The organism is Kitasatospora sp. NPDC023176, from assembly GCF_055560495.1.
In genome coordinates this window covers 220081-244709 of sequence record NZ_JBVHIP010000010.1, presented here as the reverse complement: position 1 = coordinate 244709, position 24629 = coordinate 220081, and the positions used below count along the sequence as shown (strand labels likewise).

Annotated in this window: 21 protein-coding genes; 10 read left to right on the top strand and 11 right to left on the bottom strand. The window is 73.7% G+C overall.

Annotated features, from left to right (window positions below):
- The first annotated feature begins 359 nt into the window (after window positions 1-359).
- Window positions 360-614 carry a hypothetical protein gene (locus ACZ3YL_RS17360; RefSeq protein WP_465658169.1) on the top strand — a complete coding sequence of 85 codons (255 nt, stop codon included), beginning with the start codon at window positions 360-362 and terminating at the stop codon, window positions 612-614.
- Window positions 615-622: 8 nt separating this feature from the next.
- On the opposite strand, the gene ACZ3YL_RS17355 is transcribed toward ACZ3YL_RS17360, so the two are convergent.
- Entirely contained in the window at window positions 623-1123 is a 501-nt protein-coding gene (locus ACZ3YL_RS17355) for a hypothetical protein (RefSeq protein ID WP_465658167.1), read from the bottom strand.
- 248 nt (window positions 1124-1371) lie between these two features.
- Here ACZ3YL_RS17355 and ACZ3YL_RS17350 point away from each other — a divergent pair, with 248 nt between their 5' ends.
- A complete protein-coding gene (locus tag ACZ3YL_RS17350) occupies window positions 1372-2550 on the top strand; it encodes a S1 family peptidase (protein WP_188307457.1) in 1179 nt (392 codons plus the stop codon).
- Window positions 2551-2637: 87 nt separating this feature from the next.
- Here the strand turns inward: ACZ3YL_RS17350 and ACZ3YL_RS17345 are convergent, their stop codons facing one another.
- Entirely contained in the window at window positions 2638-3858 is a 1221-nt protein-coding gene (locus tag ACZ3YL_RS17345; RefSeq protein ID WP_465658164.1) for an ROK family protein, read from the bottom strand.
- 166 nt (window positions 3859-4024) lie between these two features.
- A complete protein-coding gene (locus ACZ3YL_RS17340; protein ID WP_223242916.1) occupies window positions 4025-4897 on the bottom strand; it encodes an SDR family NAD(P)-dependent oxidoreductase in 873 nt (290 codons plus the stop codon).
- Window positions 4898-5080: 183 nt separating this feature from the next.
- On the opposite strand from ACZ3YL_RS17340, the gene ACZ3YL_RS17335 reads away from it, so the two are divergent.
- Window positions 5081-6880 (top strand): PP2C family protein-serine/threonine phosphatase, encoded by a 1800-nt coding sequence (locus ACZ3YL_RS17335; protein ID WP_465658161.1) that lies wholly within the window; start codon window positions 5081-5083, stop codon window positions 6878-6880.
- Between the two features lie 444 nt (window positions 6881-7324).
- Here ACZ3YL_RS17335 and ACZ3YL_RS17330 read toward each other — a convergent pair whose 3' ends face one another.
- On the bottom strand, window positions 7325-7684 hold the full coding sequence (locus ACZ3YL_RS17330) for a hypothetical protein (RefSeq protein WP_465658158.1): 360 nt from the start codon (window positions 7682-7684) through the stop codon (window positions 7325-7327).
- A 220-nt stretch (window positions 7685-7904) separates the two neighbouring features.
- Here ACZ3YL_RS17330 and ACZ3YL_RS17325 point away from each other — a divergent pair, with 220 nt between their 5' ends.
- On the top strand, window positions 7905-9584 hold the full coding sequence (locus ACZ3YL_RS17325) for an LCP family protein (protein ID WP_465658156.1): 1680 nt from the start codon (window positions 7905-7907) through the stop codon (window positions 9582-9584).
- 97 nt (window positions 9585-9681) lie between these two features.
- On the opposite strand, the gene ACZ3YL_RS17320 is transcribed toward ACZ3YL_RS17325, so the two are convergent.
- The 5 genes from ACZ3YL_RS17320 to ACZ3YL_RS17300 all read right to left on the bottom strand — a co-directional run bounded on the left by ACZ3YL_RS17320 (window position 9682) and on the right by ACZ3YL_RS17300 (window position 14351).
- Window positions 9682-10341, bottom strand: a complete 660-nt coding sequence (locus tag ACZ3YL_RS17320) for a double zinc ribbon domain-containing protein (protein ID WP_188308822.1) — start codon at window positions 10339-10341, stop codon at window positions 9682-9684.
- 135 nt (window positions 10342-10476) lie between these two features.
- Complete coding sequence (locus ACZ3YL_RS17315) at window positions 10477-10728, bottom strand: hypothetical protein (protein ID WP_223243305.1); 252 nt, start codon at window positions 10726-10728, stop codon at window positions 10477-10479.
- Window positions 10729-10912: 184 nt separating this feature from the next.
- Window positions 10913-11875 (bottom strand): signal peptidase I, encoded by a 963-nt coding sequence (gene lepB / locus ACZ3YL_RS17310; protein WP_465658153.1) that lies wholly within the window; start codon window positions 11873-11875, stop codon window positions 10913-10915.
- 65 nt (window positions 11876-11940) lie between these two features.
- Window positions 11941-12537, bottom strand: a complete 597-nt coding sequence (locus ACZ3YL_RS17305) for a helix-turn-helix domain-containing protein (protein ID WP_188308824.1) — start codon at window positions 12535-12537, stop codon at window positions 11941-11943.
- 278 nt (window positions 12538-12815) lie between these two features.
- The gene (locus ACZ3YL_RS17300; protein WP_465658151.1) at window positions 12816-14351 is read right to left on the bottom strand and encodes a hypothetical protein; all 1536 of its coding nucleotides are present in this window, start codon (window positions 14349-14351) and stop codon (window positions 12816-12818) included.
- Between the two features lie 349 nt (window positions 14352-14700).
- On the opposite strand from ACZ3YL_RS17300, the gene ACZ3YL_RS17295 reads away from it, so the two are divergent.
- Window positions 14701-16098, top strand: a complete 1398-nt coding sequence (locus tag ACZ3YL_RS17295) for an NAD(P)/FAD-dependent oxidoreductase (protein WP_465658149.1) — start codon at window positions 14701-14703, stop codon at window positions 16096-16098.
- Window positions 16099-16386: 288 nt separating this feature from the next.
- On the top strand, window positions 16387-17988 hold the full coding sequence (locus ACZ3YL_RS17290) for an ABC-F family ATP-binding cassette domain-containing protein (RefSeq protein ID WP_465658147.1): 1602 nt from the start codon (window positions 16387-16389) through the stop codon (window positions 17986-17988).
- A 253-nt stretch (window positions 17989-18241) separates the two neighbouring features.
- Here ACZ3YL_RS17290 and ACZ3YL_RS17285 read toward each other — a convergent pair whose 3' ends face one another.
- On the bottom strand, window positions 18242-19840 hold the full coding sequence (locus ACZ3YL_RS17285) for a CYTH and CHAD domain-containing protein (RefSeq protein ID WP_465658145.1): 1599 nt from the start codon (window positions 19838-19840) through the stop codon (window positions 18242-18244).
- Between the two features lie 251 nt (window positions 19841-20091).
- Between ACZ3YL_RS17285 and ACZ3YL_RS17280 the strand changes: the two genes are divergently transcribed.
- Both ACZ3YL_RS17280 and ACZ3YL_RS17275 read left to right on the top strand, forming a co-directional pair.
- A complete protein-coding gene (locus ACZ3YL_RS17280; protein ID WP_465658143.1) occupies window positions 20092-22365 on the top strand; it encodes a catalase in 2274 nt (757 codons plus the stop codon).
- A 157-nt stretch (window positions 22366-22522) separates the two neighbouring features.
- Window positions 22523-22762: a hypothetical protein gene (locus ACZ3YL_RS17275; RefSeq protein ID WP_465658141.1), complete on the top strand. Its 240-nt coding sequence runs from the start codon at window positions 22523-22525 to the stop codon at window positions 22760-22762.
- A gap of 252 nt (window positions 22763-23014) precedes the next feature.
- Here the strand turns inward: ACZ3YL_RS17275 and ACZ3YL_RS17270 are convergent, their stop codons facing one another.
- The gene (locus ACZ3YL_RS17270; RefSeq protein WP_188308830.1) at window positions 23015-23335 is read right to left on the bottom strand and encodes a plasmid stabilization protein; all 321 of its coding nucleotides are present in this window, start codon (window positions 23333-23335) and stop codon (window positions 23015-23017) included.
- Window positions 23336-23552: 217 nt separating this feature from the next.
- On the opposite strand from ACZ3YL_RS17270, the gene ACZ3YL_RS17265 reads away from it, so the two are divergent.
- Window positions 23553-24113: a hemerythrin domain-containing protein gene (locus tag ACZ3YL_RS17265; RefSeq protein WP_465658175.1), complete on the top strand. Its 561-nt coding sequence runs from the start codon at window positions 23553-23555 to the stop codon at window positions 24111-24113.
- A 267-nt stretch (window positions 24114-24380) separates the two neighbouring features.
- Window positions 24381-24587, top strand: coding sequence for a hypothetical protein (locus tag ACZ3YL_RS17260; protein ID WP_465658139.1), 207 nt, complete (start codon window positions 24381-24383; stop codon window positions 24585-24587).
- The last annotated feature ends 42 nt before the right edge of the window (window positions 24588-24629 follow it).

The following is a 24629-nucleotide window of genomic DNA, read 5'->3' as shown; positions in this document are numbered from 1 at the left end:
AATTGCCCCGGCGCCTTTCCACCCTGCTTGCCTACCACTTCAGGCGCGCATACTGGGTGTCGCGGGCTTCCTCGCCGGGGTGGGGGGCCCCCCCCCCGGGGGGGGGGCCCCACCGCCGCAACCTTGAAGCGCCCTCGGCACTGCCGGGCGAGACCACCGCAGCGCCCGCCGGCTCGGCGCAGCACCCGTTCCGAACACCGTGGAAGGAATCCGACCGTGGGACTCAAGCACCCCCGCCACCCGCGGCGCCCGCAGACCGAGGGAGCCGCCCATCCCCTGTTCAGCCGGGAGCCGCGCACCGTGCCGCGGCACAAGCTGCCGCAGGGCGAGATGGACCCGACCCGGATACCGCCTAACTGATGCTCGACGGCAATGCCCGCCTCAACCTGGCCACCTTCGTCTCCCACCTGGGCCGAGCCCCAGGCCGCCACGGCTTCTCCGACGGGGCCTGCGCGTTCTTCGACTTCTTCGCCCAGCCGGCGACCGGGCTGGAGCAGCAGGCCGCCGACGCCCTCGGGCCGCACCCGCTGGACGACCACACCCTGGCCACCGCCCGGGAGTACGGTCTGCTGCTCCAGGCCTACGAGCACCTGTTCTGGGACACCCTGGGCTGAGCCGGGCCTCAGGCCTGCCAGTGCGGCTTTCCGCTGACCATCCGGCAGTAGATCACCCGTCCGCCCGCGTCGTGGGTGCTCCGGCCCAGGTCAGCGTCGCGGCAGAACTGCCCGGCCGCGTAGCAGTTGCCCGCGGCGGAGCGGATCTCGCACCCCGAACCGCCGGCCGCCGCCTGGGTGTGCTGCGGTTCGGGGTCGGTCGGCGGCTGCGCGGTGGTCACCTTGGGCTGCGGCGTGGCGGCCGACGTCTGCGGATGCCCGGCGGGCGGGGCGGACGGCGGGGCCGCGGGCGGCGCGGACTGTGACGAGGCGGACTGCGGCGCGGCCGACGGCGGCGGGGCGGCCGGCGAGGACGGCGCCGAGGAGACGGCGCCGGTCGGCGAGGCCGTCGCCTTGCCGTCCGCCGCCGACGGGTCGCAACCGGTCAGCGCCAGGCCGACGGTGAGGACGAGTCCGGCGAATCCGGCCAGGCCGGCCGCCCGGCGACGCCCGGGTATCGGTGAAGCCATGAGGGGAGAACGCTCCGTTCCGTATGGGTGAGGCGTGCGATTCAAGCAGAGCCCGCACACGTGGTGACCACGGTTTCCCCACTCGTTGGCAGATCGAGATCTTCCGACTACCGAACGCGACGACAACGGACGGGCCGCCGGGGCATCCGGGGGTATAGCGCGGGAGCGCGGGGCGCTATGACATGTTCCGGACACCACAGGCGGATCGCTACGGTTCCGGCAACCCCCACGCCGAACGAGGAGACCCCATGCTCCGATTCCGTGCGCTCGCCGTCGCCGCAGCCTTCGCGACCGTCGCGCTCACCGCAGCCCCCGCCGTCAGCGCCCCCGCTGACGACCCGTCCATAGCCGCCGCCCTGGCCGCCCCCGCCCCCGCCCGCACCGCCGCCGTCCCGCCCGCCCTGCTGCACGCGATGCAGCGCGACCTCGGGCTGGCCCCGCAGGCCGCCGCCGACCGGATCGCCCGGGAGGGCCGGGCCGCCGCGGTCCGCAGCTCCCTGAGCCGGGCGCTCGGCGACCGCTGGGCCGGCGCCTGGGTCGACGGTCCGCAGGCCGAGCTGGTGGTCGCCACCACGGACGCCGCCGCCGCCCGGACCATCACCGCCGACGGCGGCCGGGCCACCGTCGTCCGGCACTCGCTGACGTCACTGGACCGGGCCAAGGACGCGCTCGACCGGGCCGCCGCGTCCGCCGCGCCGGACGCCACCCCGGTCTGGTACGTGGACGTGCGCGCCAACACCGTCGTGGTGCGGTCCGCCGACGACGCCCGCACCGCGGCCTTCCTGGACCGGTCCGGGGTGGACCGCGCACTGGTCCGGGTCGAGCGGGCCACCGCCGCGCCCCGGCCGCTCGCCGACCTGCATGGCGGGGACGCCTACTACATCGACAACGCCGCCCGCTGTTCGATCGGCTTCCCGGTCACCCAGAACGGCCAGCCCGGCTTCGTCAGCGCCGGCCACTGCGGCCAGCCCGGCTCCAACGCGACGTCCTCCGACGGCAGTTCGATCGGCACCTTCCAGGGCTCGACCTTCCCGGGCAACGACTGGTCCTGGGTGGCGGCCGGGTCCGACTGGACCGCCCAGCCGCAGGTGAACGACTACCAGGGCGGCGCGGTGACAGTGGCCGGCTCGAACGAGCAGTCCGTCGGCGGCTCGGTCTGCCGCTCCGGCTCCACCACCGGCTGGCACTGCGGCACCGTCGAGGAGCAGAACGCCACCGTCAACTACCAGGAGGGCAGCGTCTACGGCGTCACCCGCACCAACGTGTGCGCCGAACCGGGCGACTCCGGCGGCTCGTTCATCTCCGGCGACCAGGCCCAGGGCGTGACCTCGGGCGGCTCCGGCGACTGCACCTCGGGCGGCGAGACCTACTTCCAGCCGGTCAACCCGATCCTCAGCACCTACGGGCTGACCCTGGCCACCGGCTGACCCGTCCGGGGCCGGTGGGCTCCGCGGAACCCACCGGCCCCGGCCTCACGACCCCGCCTCAGCCTCACAACCCACCGGCCCCTGGCCTCACAACCCCGCCGTCCGGCGCTCGAACACCTCGGGCCGGGCGGTCTCCAGCGCCGTGGACACGGCGCCGAGGAGCACCGCCTCCTCGCCCAGCAGGCTCGGTGCGAGCGTCGGACGCATCGGGGCGAAGCGGCCCAGGGCCCGCTCCAACGGTTCCAGCAGCAGGTCCGCGCTGCTGCCGATGCCGCCACCGAGCACCAGCAGGTCCGGGTCGAGCACCGCGGAGAGCACCGCGACGGCGTAGGCGAGCCGGTCCGCTTCCCACTCCACCGCCCGCAGCGCCGCGCCGTCCCCGGCCCGGGCCCGCTCGAAGACCTGCTTGGCCGTCAGCCGCCGGCCGCCCTTGCCCTCCAGCCCGAACTCCCGGGCGGCCCGCACCACCGCGTCCGCCGCGGCCTCCTGCTCCAGGGTCGTCGCGACCGACTCGCCCGGGCGGGCGGGCAGTGGCACCAGGCCGATCTCGCCCAGCGCGCCGTGGGCGCCGACCAGCAGCTCACCGTCCTTGACCACCCCCACCCCGATCCCGGTGCCGACCAGCAGGTAGGCGAACATCCGGCTGCCCCGCCCGGCGCCCAGGGTGTACTCGCCGAGCGCGGCGAGGTTGGCGTCGTTGGCCACGGTCACGGCCGCGCCCAGCCCCTCGCCGATCCGGTCGAACAGCCCCGGCCGGCCCCAGTCGGGCAGGCTGGTGGCGTACCGCACCCCGCGCCGCTCCTCGTCCCACACCCCGGGCGTGCCGATCACCGCGTGCACGATGTCGGAGGGCAGCAGGCCCGCCTCGGCGGTGGCCTCGTGCGCGGCGGCGACCACGGCATCCGCGACGGCGTCCGCCGTCCGCCCCCGGTTGGCCACGTCCCGCCGGGCGACCACGGTGCCGGCGAGGTCCGCCACCGCGACCCGCAGCCGGGCCCGGCCGACGTCCACGCCGAGCACGTGCCCGGCCGTCGGGTCGACCTCGTAGAGGACCGCGGTACGGCCCCGCTCGGGGGCCACCCGCCCGGCCTCGCGGACCAGCCCGGCCTGTTCCAGGTCGGCCAGGGCGGCGGACACGGTGGGCTTGGACAGGCCGGTGTCCCGGGCCAGTTGGGCGCGCGAGGTGCCCCCGCCGGTGCGTAGCAGTTCCAGCAGCAGCCACTCGTTGTTGCTGCGCAGCCGCTGCCGGTTCCACGGCACCCCTGGGGCCCCGGCCGCCGGACGACTGGTCGGCTGGTGGGGGCTCATCGGTTCCTCCGGTCTGGGCTGCTGACGTGCCGCTCCTGGCGGTGCGTTGCCTGCGAACGGTGCCTGTGGCACCGTCAGCGGCACCCGGTGTCGGGCGCCGCCGCCCAAGTATGACCGGTGATCACCCGGCGCCCGGCGCGCGGACCCGCCCGGCGGCCGCCCCGTGTCAGGCGCCCTCGGAGCCGACCCAGCCGCCCGTCATCGTCCGCACCGCCGAACCGTCCAGGTCCGCCAGCTTGACCCCGGCGAAGGCCCGGGCCGCCTCGGAGGTCTGCACCCGCAGCGGCGGCCGCTCGGCGGTCAGCACCGCGACGATCGGCGCGGCCGCCTCCTCCGGGGTCTGGGCGTTGCCGAAGGCCTTCAGCGTGCGGTCGACGTACGCCTGCAGGGCCGGTCCGTACGGGCCGGCGGCGGCGACCAGCGCGGGCACGTCGAGGCCCTGGTTGCCGATGAACTCGCTGGCCACCGCGCCCGGTTCGACCACGGTGACGGCCACTCCGACGGTGGCGGCGACCGGCGCCAGCGACTCCATGAAGCCCTCGACGGCGAACTTGGCGGCGCAGTACGCCTCGTTGAAGGGCTGTCCGACCACACCGCCGACGCTGGTCACGGTGATCACCCGGCCGCCGGCGGCCCGCAGGTGCGGCAGCGCGGCCCGGGTCACCTCGACCACGCCGAAGTAGTTGACCTCCATCGCGGCGCGCACCGGCGCCAGGCCGTCCTGCTCGATCGTGCCGACGAAGCCCGCGCCCGCGTTGTTGACCACTGCGTCCAGCCGCCCGTGCCGTTCGAGGACGACGGCGAGGCAGTCCGCGACGGAGGTCGGGTCGGTGACGTCCAGCCGCTCGATCTCGATCAGTTCGGCGACGCCCGCCCGCTCCGCCTCGCGGAGCAGGTCTCCGGCCCGGCCGGTGTCGCGCATGGTGGCGACCACCCGCCAGCCGGCGCCGGCGGCGGCCACGGCCGCGGCGAGGCCGATCCCGGAGGAGGTGCCGGTGATCAGGACGATCCGGGTGCCGTTCATCGGGGTGACTGCCATGGGGCCCTCCTCCCGGCTTCCGGGCCGCTCCCGGAAGCCGAATGACTGTGTGCGTGTGCACGCACCCTACAAGTGTGTGCGCGCGCACGCAACTGCCCTCGCTTCGCTACAACAACGTCTCCGAGCAGTCAAGGTTTCACCCGGTTGTGGGCGTGCCGCGCCCCGGCGCGTGATCATGGACCTATGCACTTCCGGCACGGCAACCGAGCAGCGGGAACCCCGCCCCCGGGCGCCCGCTCCCTGGCGGCGACCGCGGCGGCCCTCGCCGCGCGCCTCGGCTCGATCACCGGTGGTGACGGCCCCGGCGGCGACCGCCCCAGCACTGACCACCCGGGCGCCGACCATCCCGGCGGCGACGGCCCCGACAACGACCCGGACCTGCTCCGCGACGTCCTCGCCGCCGCCCCGGTCGGCATCGCCCTGCTCGACGAACACCTGCGCTGGCGCTACCTCAACCCCGCCTTCAGCGCCGTCACCGGACTCCGCCGCGCCGACCTGCTCGGCCGCACCGCCGAGGCCACCGCCTTCGCCGGCGCCCTTGCCACCCTGCGCCGCGTCCTCGCCGACGGCCACGACCGCGAACACGTCACCGGCGGGCCCGAAGGCGCCGGCTCCCCCGTCCCGCCCGGCCTGCGGGTGCGCTACCGGCCGGTACGGCACGCCGGGCGGACCACCGCCGTGATCGTCGTCGTCCTGGACGACCCGGACCCGGCCCGCGAGCAACTGCGCGAACTCGAACAGGCCCGCGCCCGGCTCGCCCTGCTGGACGCCGCCGCCGAACGGATCGGCACCACCCTCGACATCGGCACCACCTGCGCCGAACTCGCCGCCTTCACCGTCCCCGGCCTCGCCGACCTCGCCACCGTCGACGTGCTGCCGCCCGAGGCCGAACCCGCCCGCCCCGGCCGCAGCGGCGCCCAGCGGCTGCACCGCGCCGCCGTCCGTGCCGTGCCCGAACTGGACGCCGCCCTCGCCGAACTGGCCCGCCCCGGCGAGTCCATCCGCCACCGCGAGGGCTCGGCCGCCGCCCGCAGCCTGGCCACCGGCGTCGCCGTGCTCGGCGGACCCGGCCCTACCGACGCCTGCCCGGCCGGCACCGCCTCCCTGCTCGTCCTGCCGCTCGCCGCCCGCAGCCGGCTGGTCGGGCTGCTCACCCTCGGCCGCACCGCCGCCACCCCGGCCTTCACCCCCGACGAGGCCGCCCTGCTCGGCGACCTCGCAGCCCGCGCCGCCACCGGCATCGACAACGCCCGCAGCTACACGCGCTCCCAGGGCATCGCGCTGGAGCTCCAGCGGGCCCTGCTGAGCGAGCCCGGCAGCCCGCACCAGAACCTCTCCCTCGCCTCCCGCTACCTGCCCTCCGGCAGCAGCTCGGTGGTCGGCGGCGACTGGTACGAGACCGTCCGGCTGCCCTTCGGCCGCACCCTGCTGGCCATGGGCGACGTCATGGGACACGGCGTCGAGGCCGCCGTCGACATGAGCCACTACCGCTCGGCACTGCGCGACATCGCCGGCATGGACCTGCCCCCGCACCGCATCCTGCGCCAGCTCGACAACGTCATCTCCGCCAACGACACCGCCCGCCCCGCCACCTGCCTGTTGGTCCTCGCCGACCCCGGCCGTACCCGCTGGACCCTCTCCAGCGCCGGCCACCTGCCGCCCGCCCTCATCACCCCGGACCACCCCACCGAACTGCTGCGCGTCCCCACCGGCCCACCGCTGGGCACCGGCCTCGGCGGCTACGAGCAGTCCACCCACCCGCTCGACCCCGGACAGACCCTGCTCCTCTACACCGACGGCCTGGTCGAGCGCCGCCACGAGGACATCGACACCTCACTGGCGCGCCTCGCCGCCCTCCGGCTCCCCGCCACCGGCGACCTCGACGAGCTCCTCGACGCCGTCCTGCACTCCCTCGCGCCACCCCCGGCCCCCGCCGCCGAGGACGACATCGCCCTCCTCGCCGCCCGCCCCAGGGCCCGCTGACGGGCCGTCCCGACGGCCCACGAATCCTGGTGCCGAACAATCGCCCGAACGGCACCCCGGCCCGGCGATGGGAACGCCCGGCGACGCTGGTGTTCCGCTGCGTCTCCTGCGGCCGCGAGCGCGTCGCTGCTCTCGACGGCGAACAGGTGGCCCTGGTGCGGCGGGACGCCCATCGGCCGGCCACCGCCGAGCCCGACCTGCGGCGGGTGGACGATCCGGCTCTCGGGGCGCAGCCCGGCGGGCTTCGGGGGGTGGTCGCTCGGGCCGCCCACCCTGGGGCGGCCCGGCCGGCCGGGACAGGGCCGATCACGGCCGAGTGGCCCGCCCCGGGCGCTGCTTCAGCTCCCGGGGCGGCCGCAGCGGCTCAGCCGCTCACGGGCTCGTCGACTGAGTGGCTCGCCGGCTCAGTGGCTCAGCGGCTCAGTGACCGAATGACTCCGTGGCTCACCGGCGGCGGAACATCTTGCGCACCAGGTGAACGATCCCCCAGATCACCAGAATGATGAACAGGATGATCAGAATGACGACGACCAGCAGGAACTTGCCGAGCTTGGCGAAGAAGCCGGACTTCTTCTTCTCCTGCTTGGCCGCGAGGTGCTGGGCCGCGGCGCCCTTCACCTCGGCCTGCCGCACCCCGACGGGGGCGCCGGCGGCAGCAGTTCCGGCGGCAGGGGCGGCAGCCGCGGTCGCGACGGTCCGGGGTGCGGCCACCGCCGTCGCGCTCGACGCCACGGCGCCGAGGCCGACGGCGGCCAGCAGTGCCACCAGGGCGCCGGCTATCGAACGTGCGATCCGGTGAGTCATCGTGCTCCTCGTGCGGGTACGGAGCGACGGAGATGAGACCCGGCCGACCTTCTCTCATGGTCTGACCAGTATTTTTCTCATCTGCGCCTAGTATGCTCCTCTGAAAGTTCTACAGCGGTGTAAAAGTTTAGCGACGGGCCGACCCGGATCGAATCCAACCCAGGACCACGCAAGCCACCGCTCCGACGGGGGTTCCGTGGCAACTGTGGAGGATGACGCCGTGTCGGGTCGCAGGGGTTCCACCGAGACCGAGAATTCGTCGCACCGGGCCGGCGGACGCAGAGCGGCGAACCGCAAGTCCGGTACGGACCAGGGCGGTTCCGACAAGGGCGCTTCCGGCAAGGGCGGTTCGGGTGCGGACATAGCCGACACCCGCCCCGCCGGCCGGGCCAAGCCGAAGCCCAAGCGCAGCACCAAGCAGAAGGTGCTCTGGGTGACGGCCGGCTGCACCGCCCTGCTGGTGCTCGCCGGCGGCGCCGTCTACTACCGGCTGAACAGCAACATCACCACCTTCGACGGCGACGCCCTCAGCAAGGACCGCCCCGAGGCGGCCGCACCGGACGCCCAGGGCCGCACCCCGGTGAACGTCCTGCTGATCGGTTCGGACAGCCGCGGCAACGGCAACAGCGACCTCGGCGGCGGCGGGGACGCCGGCGCCCGCTCGGACACCGCGATCCTGCTGCACATCTACGCCGACCACAAGCACGCCGTCGGCATCTCGATCCCCCGCGACTCCCTGGTCACCATCCCGCCGTGCAAGCTCCCCAACGGCAAGTGGACCAAGGAGCAGAACAATGTGATGTTCAACAGCGCCTTCTCGGTGGGCAACACCGACCAGGGCAACCCGGCCTGCACCCAGAACGCCGTCGAGAAGCTCACCAACCTGCGCGTCGACCACACCATCGTGGTGGACTTCAGCGGCTTCGCCTCGATGACCTCGGCGGTCGGCGGCGTCGAGGTCTGCCTGCCGAACAACGTCTACGAGGGGGACCTCAACCCCAACCTCGGCCACAAGGGCAAGCAGGTCTTCGCCAAGGGCAAGCAGAAGGTCGAGGGCCAGTCCGCGCTGGACTACGTCCGGGTCCGGCACGGCATCGGCGACGGCTCCGACATCGGCCGCACCAAGCGCCAGCAGGCCTTCCTGTCCTCCCTCATCAAGGAGGTCAAGTCGCGCGGCATGGACCCGACCACCCTGCTGCCGCTCGCCGACGCCGCGACCAAGTCGCTGACCGTCGACCCCGACCTCGGCTCGGCCGCCAAGCTGATGTCCTTCGCCATGTCGGTCAAGGACGTCAACCTGCACGACGTCAAGTTCCTGACGGCACCCTGGCGTTACGAGGGCCCCCGGGTCGCCCTGGTCCACCCCGACGTGGACCAGCTCTGGGCCGCGCTCAAGGCCGACCGCACCATCGACGGCCAGGACGCCAGCGCCCAGAGCCCGGCAGCCACCGACTCCGCCGCCCCCAGCACCACGCCCGCCGCCGAGGCCACGCCCTCCCCCACCGCAGCCGCCAAGAACGACATCAAGGTCGCCGTGCTCAACGGCACCGGCGAGAGCGGCGTCGGCAGCAAGGCGGCCGAGGCCGTCAAGGGCGCCGGCTACACCGTCACCACCATCGGCAACGCGACCGGAAAGCCCCGCAGCACCACCGTGGTCGAGTACGGCACCGGCGAGCGCACCGCCGCCGAGGCGGTCGCCAAGCTCTTCCCGGGGGCGACCGTCGAGCCCGGCGGCAGGGGCCTGAACGTGGTCGTCGGCCGGGACTTCGCCGCCGACCCGGCCTCCGCCGCCACCCCCGCACCCGGCGCCCCGAACACCCCGGCACCACTGCCGAGCAGCGTCAGCGGCACCGCCCGCTCGGCGGACGACGACCCGTGCGCCAACGTGTCGTACGGCTGAGCCGCCCACCGCGGAGCGGACGTACGGGCGGGGGCGCCCACCGCGGACCTCGTGCCCGCGGGCGCCCCGCCCGTACTGGATGCCGGCTACCGGCCGTTCAGCGCCGCGCCCCGCAGGACGGGCAGAACGCGGCCCCCTCCGGCACGTCCTGGTGGCACTGCCCGCACTGGACGGGCTGGGCCAGTTTGAAGCCGCAACCGGGGCAGAACGGCGTGCCGTGGGTCTCCGTCCGGCACTGCGGGCAGACCAGTTGGCGTGGCGTGCGGACGTCGAACTCCGTACCGGACTGCTGGCCGACCTGGTAGGCCCGGTCCGTCACCATGTCGTTGAGGCCGCGCCGCTGCGCCGCCGCCGCCTCGGCCGCGGTGTCCGGGGCGCAGCTGAAGCACAGGCCCTGCTCCGGGTTGAAGCAGCGGCCGCAGACGTAGTGGGTGCACCGGGCGCAACGGTTGAAGTGCGACTGGGCGGTGTCGATCGCGCGCTGGAAGGCGGCGTCTCGCGAGGTGCCCCAGGTCTGGCCGGCCAGGCCGTCCGCGGCGTTGCTGATGGTGTTGGCGTTGCCGCCGAACATGTTCCAGGCCGCGCTGACGCCCTTGCCTATCCAGCCGGCCACCTGCCCCGTGGTGAACCGTTCGAACGGCGAGCGCCAGGTGTCGGAGCAGCGGTAGCAGGAGAACTCGAACTGGAAGCCCGCGCCGGTACCGTGCTGTTCGCACAGGTCGCGGTAGTTGTTGCTGAAGTTGATCTCGGAACTCACGTCGTCCCCGGTTGCTGAAAGTGGCCTCGTCGGCGTTCGCTCCCAGGGACGACAGGGGCCTTCGAACGGTTCCGCCAAGAACTCCTGACACTCTCTTCACAACCCGGCTTCACGACGTGGCTTCACGACGTGGCTTCACAACCCGGAGACCGGCAGCAGTCGTACCCGCTCGGGGTCGAACGGCCGCCAGTCGGCGGGCTGTCCGCCACGGCAGACCCGCAGCCGGCACCAACTCCGCCCGGCGGGGTCCTGCCACCAGCCGCTGATCCGGCCGGGCGCCCAGGCGCCGTCGCCGGCGTCGACCTCGACCGGCTGGTAGACCCACCGGACCTCGGAGTCGGCCGGTTCCGTCGTCGGCACCGGCGGCCCGCCCGGATGCTCCACCACGGCTCCGCCTCCCGACGCCTCCGACGTCTCCCAGCCCGACCGGCCCCATCGGCCCAACCGGCCCCACCGGCCCGGCGGCCCGACCGATCCGCCCGGCCCGACCGCACCCGGCACCGCGGCCCGGCGCCGGAACTCTACAGCCGTGTAGCACACGGCGACCGGAGTTCCGGCGAAACCGTCCGGCTCAGTCCGCGGCGCGCCGCGACCGCCGGCGCCGCCACAGCGCGATCGGCATGACCCCCGCGAAGGCGAGCGCCGCCGGTGCCGGAGGCGTCTCCGACGGGGTGCCCGCCGCCCTGGAGGGCACCTTGTCGAAGGTGTCCGGGACGGGCAGGGTCGACCAGTTCGAGAGCGGCCAGGCCACCACGAAGGCCCGGCCGACCACGTCGTCCACCGGTACGAAGCCGTCCCCGGTGAGGATGTGGTGCGGGCGGGAGTCCCGGGAGTTGTTGCGGTGGTCGCCCATCACCCAGAGCTTGCCCTTGGGCACGGTGACGGTGCCGACCGGGTCGTTGTCGCAGGGCGCCGCCCCGGGGAACACGTACGGCTCGTCCAGCGCCACGCCGTTCACCTTGACCGGGCTGCCCGCGTTGCACTCGACGGTGTCCCCGCCGACCGCGATCACCCGCTTGATCAGGTCCTTCTCGTCCGCCGAGGGCATCAGGCCGACGGTGCTCAGCGCCTTCTGGACGGTGCTCATGACGCCGCCGGAGCTGGTCGTCGGCCCGTCCTCCAGCCAGCCGCCCGGATCGTGGAAGACCACCACCTCGCCGCGCTCCGGCTCGGCGCCGAACCACGGGGTGAGTTTGTCCACGAGCACCCGGTCGCCGATCTGGAGGGTGTTCTCCATCGAGCCGGAGGGGATCGAGAAGGCCTGCACGAAGAAGGTCTTGATGCCGAGCGAGAGCAGCAGGGCGATCACCAGCAGGATCGGCAGCTCCTGCCAGAACGGGCGCTTCTTGCGCGCCGGCTTCGCGGGTGCCTCGGGCGACCCGGGCGCTTCGGAGGGCTCGGGCGTCTCCGACGACCCGCCCTTCGCGGCCGCCTCGGGCGTCGCGCCGGCCTCCGCCGCCCCCTCCGGCCCGGTCCCCGGCCTCTCCTCGGATCCGCCGCTCTCGCCGGACTCCGTGCTCTGCTGCACACTCATGTGATCGGCCCCTCCCGATGGCCTGGTGGGAGCCCTAAGCGGAGACCCCCTGTCAGGGAACGAACCTACCGAACAGAGGTTCCCGGGCGCGCCCTGATGTGGATCCGCTCCCCCTGCGGGCCGAACAGACTGAGGAACTCCACCGGCTGCGGACCGGCGTTGCCGAAGGCGTGCGGGGTCCGGGTGTCGAACTCGGCGGCCTCACCGGCCGTCAGCTCCAGGTCGTGCGGGCCGAGCACCAGCCGCAGCCGCCCGGACAGCACGTACAGCCACTCGTAGCCCTCGTGGACCTTCAACTCCAGCTCGGGACCGCTGTTCCGGCCGGGCGGCACGATGTGCTTGTACGCGTGCAGGCCGCCGAGGTGGCGGGTGAGCGGCACGATGGTCTGGCCGTTCCTGGTCACCGGGCGCGGGTGGATCCGCGGGTCGCCGGTGGCCGGGGCGCCGACCAGTTCGTCCAGCTGCACCCGGTACTCCCGGGCCAGCGGCAGCAGCAGTTCCAGGGTCGGCTTGCGCTGCCCGGACTCCAGCCGGGACAGCGTGCTGAGTGAAATGCCCGTCGCGGCGGCCAGTTTGGCGAGCGTGGTGCCGCGCTCCCGGCGCAGGGCGCGCAGCCGGGGGCCCACCGTGGTGAGGACGTTCTCGGACTCTTCGTCGGCCATGCCTGCTATTCGCCGGGACGGCAAGGGTGTTTGTCAATCCGGCACACCGTTGAGGACGTGCCCGGTGACTTCCGCCGGGGAGGCGGACGGCGGGGGCCCGGTGACGATCCGCCGATCGCCACCGGGCCCCCGCCTCCGGCTTCCCGGATTCCGGCCTCCCACTCACCGGACCCGCCAGTCACCGGGCCTGCTCCTCACCGGACCCGCCAGTCACCGGGCCTGCTCCTCACCGGACCCGCCGGTCACCGGCCCGCCCGGGCGCCGCTCCGCGCTCCGTGCTAGCGGTACTCACGCAGCCGGGGCCGCACCCCCAGCGCGGTCAGGCCCAGCGCCGCCAGCAGGGCGACCCCGCCCAGGGCCGCCGTGGTGCCGTCGAGGTCGCCGTCGGTCGCCGCGAGTGCCGAGTCCATCGCCGTCTGGTTGACCGTGATGGTGTCCCCCATGGCCGTGCTCAACTGCTCGAACTGGTAGTTGGACTGACCCTTGGCGAGCCCGGTGTTGAGCGTGATCGCGTCCTTGAGCTGCCCCGCGGCGCGCAGGTCGCGCATCCGGTGGTCGATCGCCTGGTACTCCTGGAAGGCCCCCAGGACCCGGTCGGCGGCGTCCTGTTCACCGGGGAAGGTGATGTTGTGCAGCTCGCTGCCCAGGAAGCCGCCGAAGGGCACGACGGAGTGGTCCGCCCGGTGCCGGTCGGCGGCGTCCTGCACCCGGGTGCGGTAGCTCGACAGGGTCACGCCGTCGAAGTGGGCGATCGCCTGGCTCTGGTCCAGGTAGGCCTGCTCCCAGACGGCCGCGCGGCCCGGGTCGATCAGGTAGCGGCTCTCGTCGGCGTTCATGTCGTACGCGACGGCGCGGGCCCGGCTGAGCGCTATCACCGAGTCGTAGGCGTTGCTCTTGGCGGTCACCAGGTGGTCCTCGGTGCGGCCGACCAGGGTCAGACCGGTCACCAGCACCACGCCGGTCAGCAGGGTGACGGCCGCCAGCGCCGGGTTGATCACCCGGCGGTAGCGCACGGCCAGCGCGCGCTGGAGCCCGAACAGCGCCGCGAGGGCGAGCAGGCCGACCACGAACAGCCACCACCAGCCGCTGTCGAGGGCGCCGCGCTGCTGGGCGTAGACGTGGTCGACGGTCGCCTCGTTGGCGGCGGTGACCTGGTCCGCGGCGGGCAGCAGCTGGCTGCGCAGCAGGTCGGAGGCCTGCCGGTAGGCGTCCAGGGCGGCGGGCGAAGGCTGGCCAGCCGGGGCCTTCGCCTGCTCCTCCAGCAGCTGGGCGCGGGCCACCAGGGCCTCGTAGCTGCCGAGCCGGCCGAGCACCAGCTGGACGGCGCGCTGCCCGGACGGGTCGCCGGCGGCGGACTGGGCGGCCCGCTGGAGGTCGTCGTCGGCCTGGTTGCGGCGCTGCTCGTAGGTGTCCAGGGTCTGCTTGCGCAGCGTGGCGTAGTCCTGGTCGTCGCCGACCAGCAGCAGGTTGGCGGCCTGGGCGTCCATGTCGCTGAGCGCGAAGTAGAGGTCGGCGGCGCGGGTGGCCTGCGGGGCGGCCTGGTGGCCGATGGTGTCGGTGCCGTCGCGGGCGCCGCCGAGCACGGCGGTGGCGGTGGCGCCGAGGCCGATCAGCGCGGCCAGGCTCAGCGCGGTGAGGCCGCGGACCAGGCGCGGGGTGGTCCAGTAGGAGCGGCTGCCGACCGTCCGGAAGCCCCGGCCGAACCGGGCCAGGGGGCCGGGCGGAATGCCCGGTCCGGCCGGCGCGGGACCGTCGTCCCCTCCGTCGGTCTCCTCCTCCGAGGTGGTCGCCCTGCCCGCTGTCGAGGTGGTCATGACCGCACGTTCCTTTCCCCCGTGACACGGTCCGCCGGGGCTCCCGGTGGGACCCGAACGCGGAACCGTTTCTCTCCGCCGCGCGACGCTAATGCCGCACCACCGGCGATGAGACGTTTCCTGACGCCTCCTTGACACCGCTCGACGGCGTTCTTGACACTTCCTTAGCGTGGGGGGCCCGCCAGGGGGCCAGAGCCAGTCACGCCGCGTGCGGACCACGGACAACCTGGGGCGGGCCGACCGACGGGCGCGGTGGGACCCGGAGCGACGTCAACGGGCGCTTCCCCGCGGCGGGTTCGCCCAGCTGGACCGATTACGGACCGGCGCCGTCACCACTACGCTACGTCGCATGACTTCTTCGGAGACGACCCCCGGGCGGGGCACGGCGGTGGTGATCGGCGGCGGACTGGCCGGTGTGGTGGCGGCCTGGGCGTTGCGGGGCTTCGCCGAGCGGATCGTCGTGGTGGAGCGGGACCGCTACCCGGACGAGCCGGTGTTCCGGTCCGGGGTGCCGCAGGGCCGGCACGCGCACCTGGTGCTGGAGGCGGGCCACCGGGCGCTGGAGGAGCTGATGCCCGGCATCAACCAGGAGCTGGCGGCCGCGGGGGCGCACCGGGTGTCCACCTCGGGCGACCTCAGGTGGCTCAGCTCGGCCGGGTGGATGGTCGACTACCCGGCCCGGATGGCCTTCCTCTCCTGCACCCGACCGGTGCTGGACAAACTGGTGCTGGACCGGGTCCGCACCGAGCCGTCGATCGAGTTCCTGGAGGGCACCGACGTGGTCGACCTGCTCAGCTCGGGGCAGGCGGTGACCGGGGTGAAGGTCCGCACGCGCGGCTCGGGGCGGGGCCCGGAGGACGGCTCGGAGCCCAGCTCGGAGAGCAGCTCGGGGCACGGCTCGGGACGCGGCGAAGTCCGCGACATCCCGGCGGAGTTGGTGATCGACGCGTCCGGCCGCTCGACCTCCGTGCCGAAGTGGCTCACCGAACTGGGCTGCCGCGCGGTGCCCGAGGAGCGGGTGGACGCCGGTGTCGCCTACACCTCCCGGCTGTTCAACCGTCCGCCCGGTGTCAACCTCGGCTACCAGGCGATCTACCTCCAGACCAAGGCCCCGGACAAGCCGCGGATGGGCGTCCTGCTGCCGGTGGAGGGAGACCGCTGGATCGTCAGCCTGGCCGGAATGCGCGGCGCCGAACCCGAGCCCGGCGCCGAGGGCTTCACCAAGCACCTGTCGCAACTGCGCGACCCGGCCCTGCGGGAGATGCTGCGGGAGGCCGAACCGGCGGGCGAGGTGCGCGGCTTCCTCCCCGGCCCGGGCGTACGACGGCACTACGAACGCAGCGCCCCCGAGGGCCTGGTGGTGGTCGGCGACGCGGCGAGCACCTTCAACCCGGTGTACGGCCAGGGCGTGACCGTCTCGCTGTTCTGCGCCCAGGTGCTGCGCCGCACCGCCGCGCGGCACGGCGGCGTCGGACACGCCACGGCCCGCGACGCCCGGCGGGAGGTCGCCGCGGTGTCCAAGACGGCGTGGATGATGTCCAGCGCCGAGGACGTCCGCTTCACCGCCACCACCGGCGGCCCTTCCGGCGCGCTGGTCCGGCTGCAGCACCGCTACCTGGACAAGGTGCTGCGGGGCGCCACCCACAACCCCGAGGTCACGGCGGCGTTCCACGAGGTGCTGTCCCTGGTGGCGCCGCCGACCCGGCTGTTCCACCCCTCGGTGGTGGCCGCCGTGCTGCGCGGCTGACGGCCGCCGCGGCCGACCGGGCGCGCCCGGGCGCACTCAGGTGCGTCCGAGCGCGCCCGTCACCTCCGATGCGTCCATCGCGTCGGATGCATCCGTCACCCCGGCTGCGTCCATCGCTTCGGATGCATCCGTCACCCCGGCTGCGTGTCGGATGCGTCCGTGAATTCGCATGCGTCCGTTCCGACCGGCCGCTACTCTGACCCACATGTCTACGCCCCGAATCTCCTAGCTGACGGACCCGCCTCCACGCCACCCGTGTGTCCGCTAGCTGTTTCGGAGCGTTATCCCATGATCACCACCCGTGGTGTCGACCTGCGCGTCGGCGCCCGCCTGCTGCTGTCCGACGTCACCCTGCACATCGCCCCCGGCGACCGGATCGGCCTGGTCGGCCGCAACGGCGCCGGCAAGACCACCCTGCTCGCCACGCTCGCCGGGCAGCTGCCGCCCGCCGCCGGCACCGTCACCCGGACCGGCCCGGTCGGCTACCTCCCGCAGGACTCCCGCGCCGCCGACCCGGCCGTCACCGTCACCGACCGCATCCTGTCCGCCCGCGGCCTGGACGCCGCCGTACGCGCGCTGCGCACCGCCGAGCAGGCGATGGCGCGGGCCGCCTCCCCCGCCGAGGAACGCCGGGCGATGGACGCCTACGCGCGCGCCGACGCCGAGTTCCAGGCCCGCGGCGGCTACGCGGCGGAGGCCGAGGCCGCCCGGGTCGCGGCCGGGCTCGGGCTGCCCGCCCGGGTGATGGACTCCGCCGTCGGCACGCTCTCCGGCGGTCAGCGGCGCCGGGCCGAGCTGGCCCGCATCCTGTTCGCCGACCACGGCACCCTGCTGCTGGACGAGCCGACCAACCATCTGGACGCCGACTCGGTCGCCTGGCTTCGCGGCTTCCTCGCCGCCCACCAGGGCGGGCTGGTGCTGATCAGCCACGACCTCGGCCTGCTCGCGGAGACCGTCAACCGGGTCTTCCACCTGGACCCGCAGCGCGCCGCGATCGACGTCCACAACACCGGCTGGCAGGCCTACCTGGACCAGCGCGCGGCCGACGAGCGCCGCCGCACCCGGGAACGGGCCAACGCCGAACGCAAGGCCGCCGCGCTGCACGCCCAGGCCGACCGGATGCGGTCCCACGTCGCGACCGCGACCACCGCCCGCAGCATGGCCCGCCGCGCCGACCGGATGCTCGCCGAGCTGGAACCCGTCCGGCAGGCCGAGCGCACCGCCCGCATCCGGCTGCCCGAGCCCGCGCCCTGCGGCCGGATGCCGCTCGGCGCGGTCGGCCTCACCAAGGCCTACGGCGACCGGACGGTGCTGACCGGCCTGGACCTCGCCGTCGACCGCGGCGCCCGGCTGGTCGTGCTCGGCCTCAACGGCGCCGGCAAGACCACCCTGCTGCGCGTCCTGGCCGGCCACGAGCGACCGGACTCCGGCCGGGTCGTCCCCGGCACCGGCCTGCGGATCGGCTACTTCGCCCAGGAGCACGACACCCTGGACCCGGCGCGCAGCGTCCGGGACAACCTGGCCGCCGCCGCGCCCGACCTGACCGACGGTGAGCTGCGGACCGTCCTCGGCGCGTTCCTGTTCCGCGGCGACGACGCCGACAAGCCGGCCGGCGTGCTGTCCGGCGGCGAGAAGACCCGGCTGGCGCTGGCCGGCCTGGTCCACTCCGGCGCCAATGTGCTGCTGCTGGACGAGCCGACCAACAACCTCGACCCGGCGTCCCGGGCGGACGTGCTGGCCGCGGTCGGCACCTACCCGGGGGCGATCGTGATGGTCACCCACGACCCGGGCGCCATCGAGGCGCTGCGCCCGGACCGCGTGCTGCTCCTGCCGGACGGCGACGAGGACCTCTGGCACGACGCCTACCTGGACCTGGTCACCCAGGCCTGAGGCGCCACCCCCAGCCGTAGCGGCCCGTCGGCCCGAGACAGGTACGACCGCCGGGCCGCTACGGCGTGCGCGGGCTGGGGCCGTGGTGACGGCCCGAACTGTCTTCGAGCACGGCAGGACCGGGTTTCTCGGCGTCGGCGCCTACGCCGACGGACGCCGCTGCCAGGAGTGAGCCGCCGGCACGTCGTCGTGCCGCGTACGGCAGCCGGGCGCCCCGCCGCAGGCGTGCGAGCCGACCCGCGCCCGGTATCGATCACCGTGACTTCTCGACGCGCCGGCGCAGTCGGGGCAGGCGCGCCAGGGCGTCGTCGCCGGCGCGCCGTTGTACCTCGTAGAGCACGCCGTAGGCGAACACGTGCCGACGGTCGGCGTCCGCCTGCGCGCCGAGGTCGACCAGAGTTCGGCGGGCCACCACGCTGTCGTGCTGGTTGCCCAGTACCTTGTGCAGCTTCTTCATCCGGGCCGCGTACGTGGCCAGGCGCTTCGCGGTGGTCCGGCCGGCGGCCGGCTGCGCGCACTCGGCGGTGTAGCGGGCGCGCTTGGCGGCCTTGCGGGCGCTGTGCAGTGCCTCGTCCTGTGGGGGGCCGGCCGGCGTGCCGAGCGCCGTGTCGAGTCGGTGCAGAGTCCGGCGCTGCTCGCGCCGCAGGGCGCCGGCCAGGTAGTCGCCGACGTCGCGGCGGGCCCGGCGTCGCAGTGGCGGGTGCGCGAGGAAGTCCTCGAGGTCGTCGAGCAGGGTGAAGTACCGGGCTCCGTCGAGTTCGTCGACCGCCCGCTGCCAGGCGGCCTGGTAGCCGCGGGCGTAGCGTTCGGTGATCCGGGCCCGCAGGGCGCCCTCGCGCATGGCTGCAGGGACGGAGTCCAAGGCGTCCGTCAGCTGGCCGGCGAGTACCTCCTGGTCGCGGGCTTCACCCAGAAGCCTTGCGAGCCAGCGCAGTTGATCGGCCAGCGGTGTGGACCGGCGAGTGTCGAGCAACCGTCGGTGAGCCTTCAGCAGGCTCCGCAGCCGACGCGCCGTGATCCGCATCTGATGCACGGAGTCCTCCTCCCCGCAGCGCACCGCCCCGTCCACCTCCAGCAGCCTCTCGTACTGGGTCCGGATGCCGCGCATGACGAGTTCGCCGGCGGTTCGTGCCTCGCCCGTGTCCCGTGGCGCGGTGGGTCCGGCCTGGGCGGTGCAGGTGGAGCCGAGTGCGTGGGCGAGCTTGGACGGCCACGGGGAGCGGGTGAGGCCCGCTGCGGCGAACACGGCGTCGATGCCATCGAGCAGCGACCGCGTGCCGTGCTTCAGCTCGACTTCGAACTCGGTCCATCCGCTGGCCCGCACCGTGGCGCCGCCGGCCGAGTCCGCAGCGGTCGAGGGCACGCTCCTCCCCCGCCGGCCGGGGGCGCTTGGCGCCGGCGCGGGGTCGAATGCCTGGGCTGCCACCCGGTCCTCGGTGACCTCCGCCAGTATCCGGCCCTTGTCGTCGAGCAGCTGCCGCCGGGACCGGTGGGTGCGTAGCTGGGCCACGGGGAGGAGCGGCGCGCCGCGCGTGAAGGCCGCGAGCCGGTAGACGAACTGCGCAGGCACCTCGTGTGGGTCTCCTGGGCCGAGAGGGAGGTGCACTTCCCGCCGCGAGTCGGCGTCGAGCGGCAGCTTGACGTGCCAGCCGGCGTCGCTGCCGCCGCTTCTGCGGCGAGCCGTGATCCTTCGGAGCAGAAGACGCAGGTCCGGGGTGTCGTAGTAGACGGCGTCGAGGTCCTGCGGCTCGGCACGGCGGATTGCCGCCACGCCGGGCAGGTCCTCCAGGTCCGTCGGCGGCAGTGCGAGCCCGTCGTACTTGCGTTCGATCTCCTTCAGTTCCCTGGCCATGCTTCAGCGCCTTCCCGCGCCGGCCCCGACCACACCCTGATGGCGGGACGGCCTCGGCGGCCGCGAAGCGCAGGGCATGCTCCCCCAGGGCGGGGGCAGACGGCTGTTGATCGCCGCTCGCCGGGCGCGGGGTGTGTCGAGCCGGGCCGGGTGCCTCCCACCGGGATAGTCGTTCGTACAGCATCAGCGGGTGTGGGGCGCCGGTTCGGCGACTCGCGCCCTCACGTGCCCCACCCGACACCGGAGGACTGATGGACGACAAACAGCCGGGCCCCGTGAAGAAGATCTTGGACGCCGTCACGGAGGTGGTACGCGATGACGACCGGCCGTCGGCCCGAGTGCCCGGTGCGCCGAGCAGCGAGTCCCCGCAGCTGGCGGAGCCGACCGAGCCGAAAGCTCCGCTGGCCGCGAAGCCGGACCAGCAGGCGCCCCTCCCGCTGTCGCCCACCGGCCGCGACACCGGCGCCCCCGCGGACGCGGCGGCGCAGAACGGCGGCTACCTCACCACCGCCCAGGGTGTGCGACTGCCGGACTCCGATCACTCGCTGAAGGCCGGACCACGCGGCCCCGTGCTATTGCAGGACCATCACCTGCGCGAGAAGATCACCCATTTCGACCACGAGCGGATCCCCGAGCGGGTGGTGCACGCGCGCGGCGCCGCAGCGCACGGTGTGTTCCGCGGCTACGGCACCGCGGCCGGCGTCTGCAAGGCGGCGTTCCTGGCCGAGGACGTCGAGACGCCGGTGTTCGTGCGGTTCTCCACCGTGCTGGGGTCGCGCGGTTCGGCGGACACGGTGCGTGACACCCGCGGGTTCGCCACCAAGTTCTACACCGCCCAGGGGGTGTTCGACCTGGTCGGCAACAACATCCCGGTGTTCTTCATCCAGGACGCGATCAAGTTCCCGGACGTCATCCACGCGGGCAAGCCGCACCCGGACCGGGAGATCCCGCAGGCGCAGAGCGCGCACGACACGTTCTGGGACTTCGTGTCGCTGCACACCGAGGCCACCCACCACACCCTGTGGAACATGTCCGACCGGGGCATCCCGCGCTCCTACCGGATGATGGAGGGCTTCGGGATCCACACCTTCCGCCTGGTCAACGCCGACGGTGTGAGCACCTTGGTCAAGTTCCACTGGAAGCCCAAGCTCGGCGTGCACTCCCTCGTCTGGGAGGAAGCCCAGCTGATCGGCGGCATGGACCCGGACTTCCACCGGCGCGACCTCGCCGATGCCATCGAGGCGGGCAACTTCCCGCAGTGGGAACTCGGCATCCAGACCTTCCCCGACACCCCGGACCAGGCCTTCGAGGGCATCGACCTGCTCGACCCGACCAAGATCGTCCCCGAGGAGCTCGCCCCCGTCCAGCCGATCGGCCTGATGACGCTCAACGCCAACCCCACCAACTACTTCGCCGAGACCGAGCAGGTCGCCTTCCACCCCGGCCACCTCGTTCCCGGCGTCGACATCACCGACGACCCCCTGCTCTCCGGCCGGCTCTTCTCCTACCTCGACACCCAGATCACCCGCCTGGGCGGGCCGAACTTCGCACAGATCCCGATCAACCGCACCCATGCCCCGGTCAACGACATGCTCCGCGACGGATTCCACCAGGACGCCGTCCACAGCGGCGTCGCACCGTACAAGCCGAACTCGCTGGACGGCGGCTGCCCGTTCTTCGCCAAAACCGCGGAGCACGCCCTCGTGGAGTACCCGACCCCGATCGCCGCGAGCGCCAAGGTACGTGAGGCGCCCGCCTCGTTCGACGACCACTTCAGCCAGCCCCGCCTGTTCTGGCTGAGCCTGAGCCCGGTGGAGCGCGAGCACGTCATCGCCGCCTACACCTTCGAGTTGTCGAAGGTGTACGAGCAGGCGATCAAGGAGCGCGTGCTGGCCGTGCTGGCGCGGGTCGACGACGGGCTGTGCCGCGAGGTCGCCACCGGCCTGGGCCTGCCCGCACCGACCGCCAAGGCGCACGCCGACGTCACCGCCAGTGCGGCCCTGTCCCAGCTGGGGCAGCGCTGGCCGGCGACCGGCCGCGTGCTCGGCATCATCGCCGGCACCGGCAGCGACCCCGGCGCGGCGCGCGAGATGCGTGAAGCCGCCCTGGCCGCAGGGCTGTTGCCGCTGGTCATCGGACCCACCGGCGCCCCGCTGGCCGAGGGTCTCGCCGTTCAGCGGACCTTCGGCGCCGCCCGGTCCGTCGAGTTCGACGCGCTGCTGGTGGCCGACGCTCCCGCCCCCGGGGCCGACGACCGCGGCGCGCGTGACGCCAAGTCCGGCGCCGTCGCGGGCGGGCAGCCGGCAATCGACTCCCGGATCGTCCTGCTGGTCAACGAGGCCTACCGGCACGCCAAGCCGATCGCCGGCCTCGCGGACGCCCGCGCGCTGTGGGCCGCTGCGGGGGTCGACCCGCAGGCACCCGGCGTGTTCACCGAGACCGACGCCGCGCGGGCCGTCGCGGCCCTGGTGGGGCAGCTGGGCACGCACCGGGTCTGGGAACGCTTCCCGGCCCGGGCGCACTGAGCCCGCCGGCCGCCGGGCCGAAGCCTCGGGCCGGCTGAAGCGGTCGCTTCGGCGGGCCCCGGGCCGGCGTCTGCTGCTGCGACGTGCAGCCGACATGTCCGTTCCGCACATCGCGACGTGGGACACACCCGCACCGCGGTGACCGTCGCGTCGGTCGGTGGCCGGCGGCTCGCAGGCTGCGCGCGAGCAGGCCGAGGCCGGAGTCGTCCGCGAGGTGGCGAACTACCTGGGCAGCACCCCGGCCGTACGCCGCGCCTCGTACGTCGATCCGCGGCTCATCGCACTCCTCGACGAAGGGGCCACGATCGCCCCTGCCCTCGGTGAGCTCGGCGCGGACGGCGCACCGGTCGCCACGCACGGCCCGGTCGAGGACGCCGTCCGCGCCCTGCTCTCCTGATTCCGCGGCTGAGCCGCGCGTATGCGACGGGGTGGCGGTCCAGCCACCGCGTTCCCCCTCCCAGGACAACGGGAGCGCGTAGCCCATGGATCAAGAGAAGGCCCCGGAACTGGAGGCCTGCGGCGCTCCGAATGACCGGCCCGGCCGCACACAGGAGACACCGCACGCGGGCCAGGGCGCCCTGGCCCGCGAACCGGCTTGACCTGCCCTCACCGACTGGACGAAGCCTTCGGCTGGGCCGCCCTCGCGGTGTCAGTGGCCGAGCGCGTTGGCGAGTTCCTTCTTGTTCATCGTGGAGCGGCCGTGGATGTTGCGCCTCTTGGCCTCGTTGTACAGCTGCTCCTTCGTCGGGCCCTGGGAGACGGGGTGCGAGCGCCGCCCGCCGCGCCGGGAGGACGTGTCGTGGAGGGAGGAGCGGCTGGCGGTCTTCGACTCGCCGTGGCGGGCGCGTTCCTTGTTCACGGTGCGCGCGGCGATCTCCTTGGCCCGCCTCTCGCTCTCGCCGCGGTCCAGGGCGCTGTCCTTGATGTGCTCGTACTGGCGTTCACGCTTCTTGCTCGAACCGGCGGGCATGGTCTTCTCCTCGATTGATGGGGTGCGCCACGGCGCTTGCCCCGAACGTAGGGCTCGACGCGGCTCCCTGCCGCACGGGTACGCCCGGCGGGGGTCGTCACCGTCGCCGATCGGGTGAGGACCGCCCCTCCCGCTCACTTGTGCTCGTCTTCGCGGGGATCACTGCCGGCCGGACCGGGACCGACCCGGGACACACACGATGAAAGGTGGAGACGCGATGGGGCACGGCGGCAATGTGATCCAGGAGCTGATGACCGACCACCGCGAGGTGGAGAAGATGTTCGCCCGGATCCAGGCGATGACCGGCGGCGGGCAGCAGCTGCGGGACATGGTGGACGAGGTCACCATCGAGCTGGTGCGGCACTCGGTCGCAGAAGAGCAGTACCTCTACCCGGCGGTACGCGAACACATCCAGGGCGGCGACGAACTCGCGGACAAGGAGATCGCCGACCACGGCCGCGTCGAGAAGCTCCTCAAGCAGCTGGAGAAGATGGACACCGACGACCAGCAGATGAACCCGATGCTCCAGCAGCTGATGAACGAGGTCGCCGCCCACGTCCAGGACGAGGAGAACAACCTCTTCCCCAAGCTGGCCCAGGCCTGTACGGCCGAGCAGCTGGACGACCTCGGCGACAGGATCCGCCGGGCCAAGTCCATGGCGCCCACCCGCCCGCACCCCTCGGCGCCGAGCACCCCGCTGGCCAGCAAACTGCTCGCCCCGGGCGCCGGCCTGGTAGACCGGGCCCGCGACTTCGTCACCGGCCGCGGCAAATCCTGAACCGGATACGGCTGGTGCCCGGGGGACGAAGCATCGCCGCCTCTCGCCCCGGGCACCCCTGGCCGCGCCTGCCGGGCCTGACATGGGTCATCCCGCCGACCAGAGCAGGCAGCCTGGACTGGTCGGCCACGAAGGGGCCCCGCCATACGCTTCGGGCGCGACGCCGAGCGCAACGCAGTCCGGCTCGAACCGTCCCGCCGAATCGCACGACCATGAGCACGAGCGCCACCCCAGCGTTGGGATCGTCTGCTGCTGACCGTTCCCGCGGTGCTGCTGCTCAGCTTCGCCCCGCCCGCGCCCGGCTCCTTCACCGCCTCCTGGGACGGCGCGGACGCGACCGTGGAGAAGACCGACTACGCCGCCGCGGTGGACGTGGTGGCGCTCCCCCACCGGGCACGACGGGCAGGTGCTTGCGGCTGGCGCCGGTTCGGCGGGGACGCCGTGCCGACGCCGGCCGTTCTCATGGCCTCCTGATCCACGCGCGGACCGCGTCCTGTTGACCTTTCGACGGGGTGG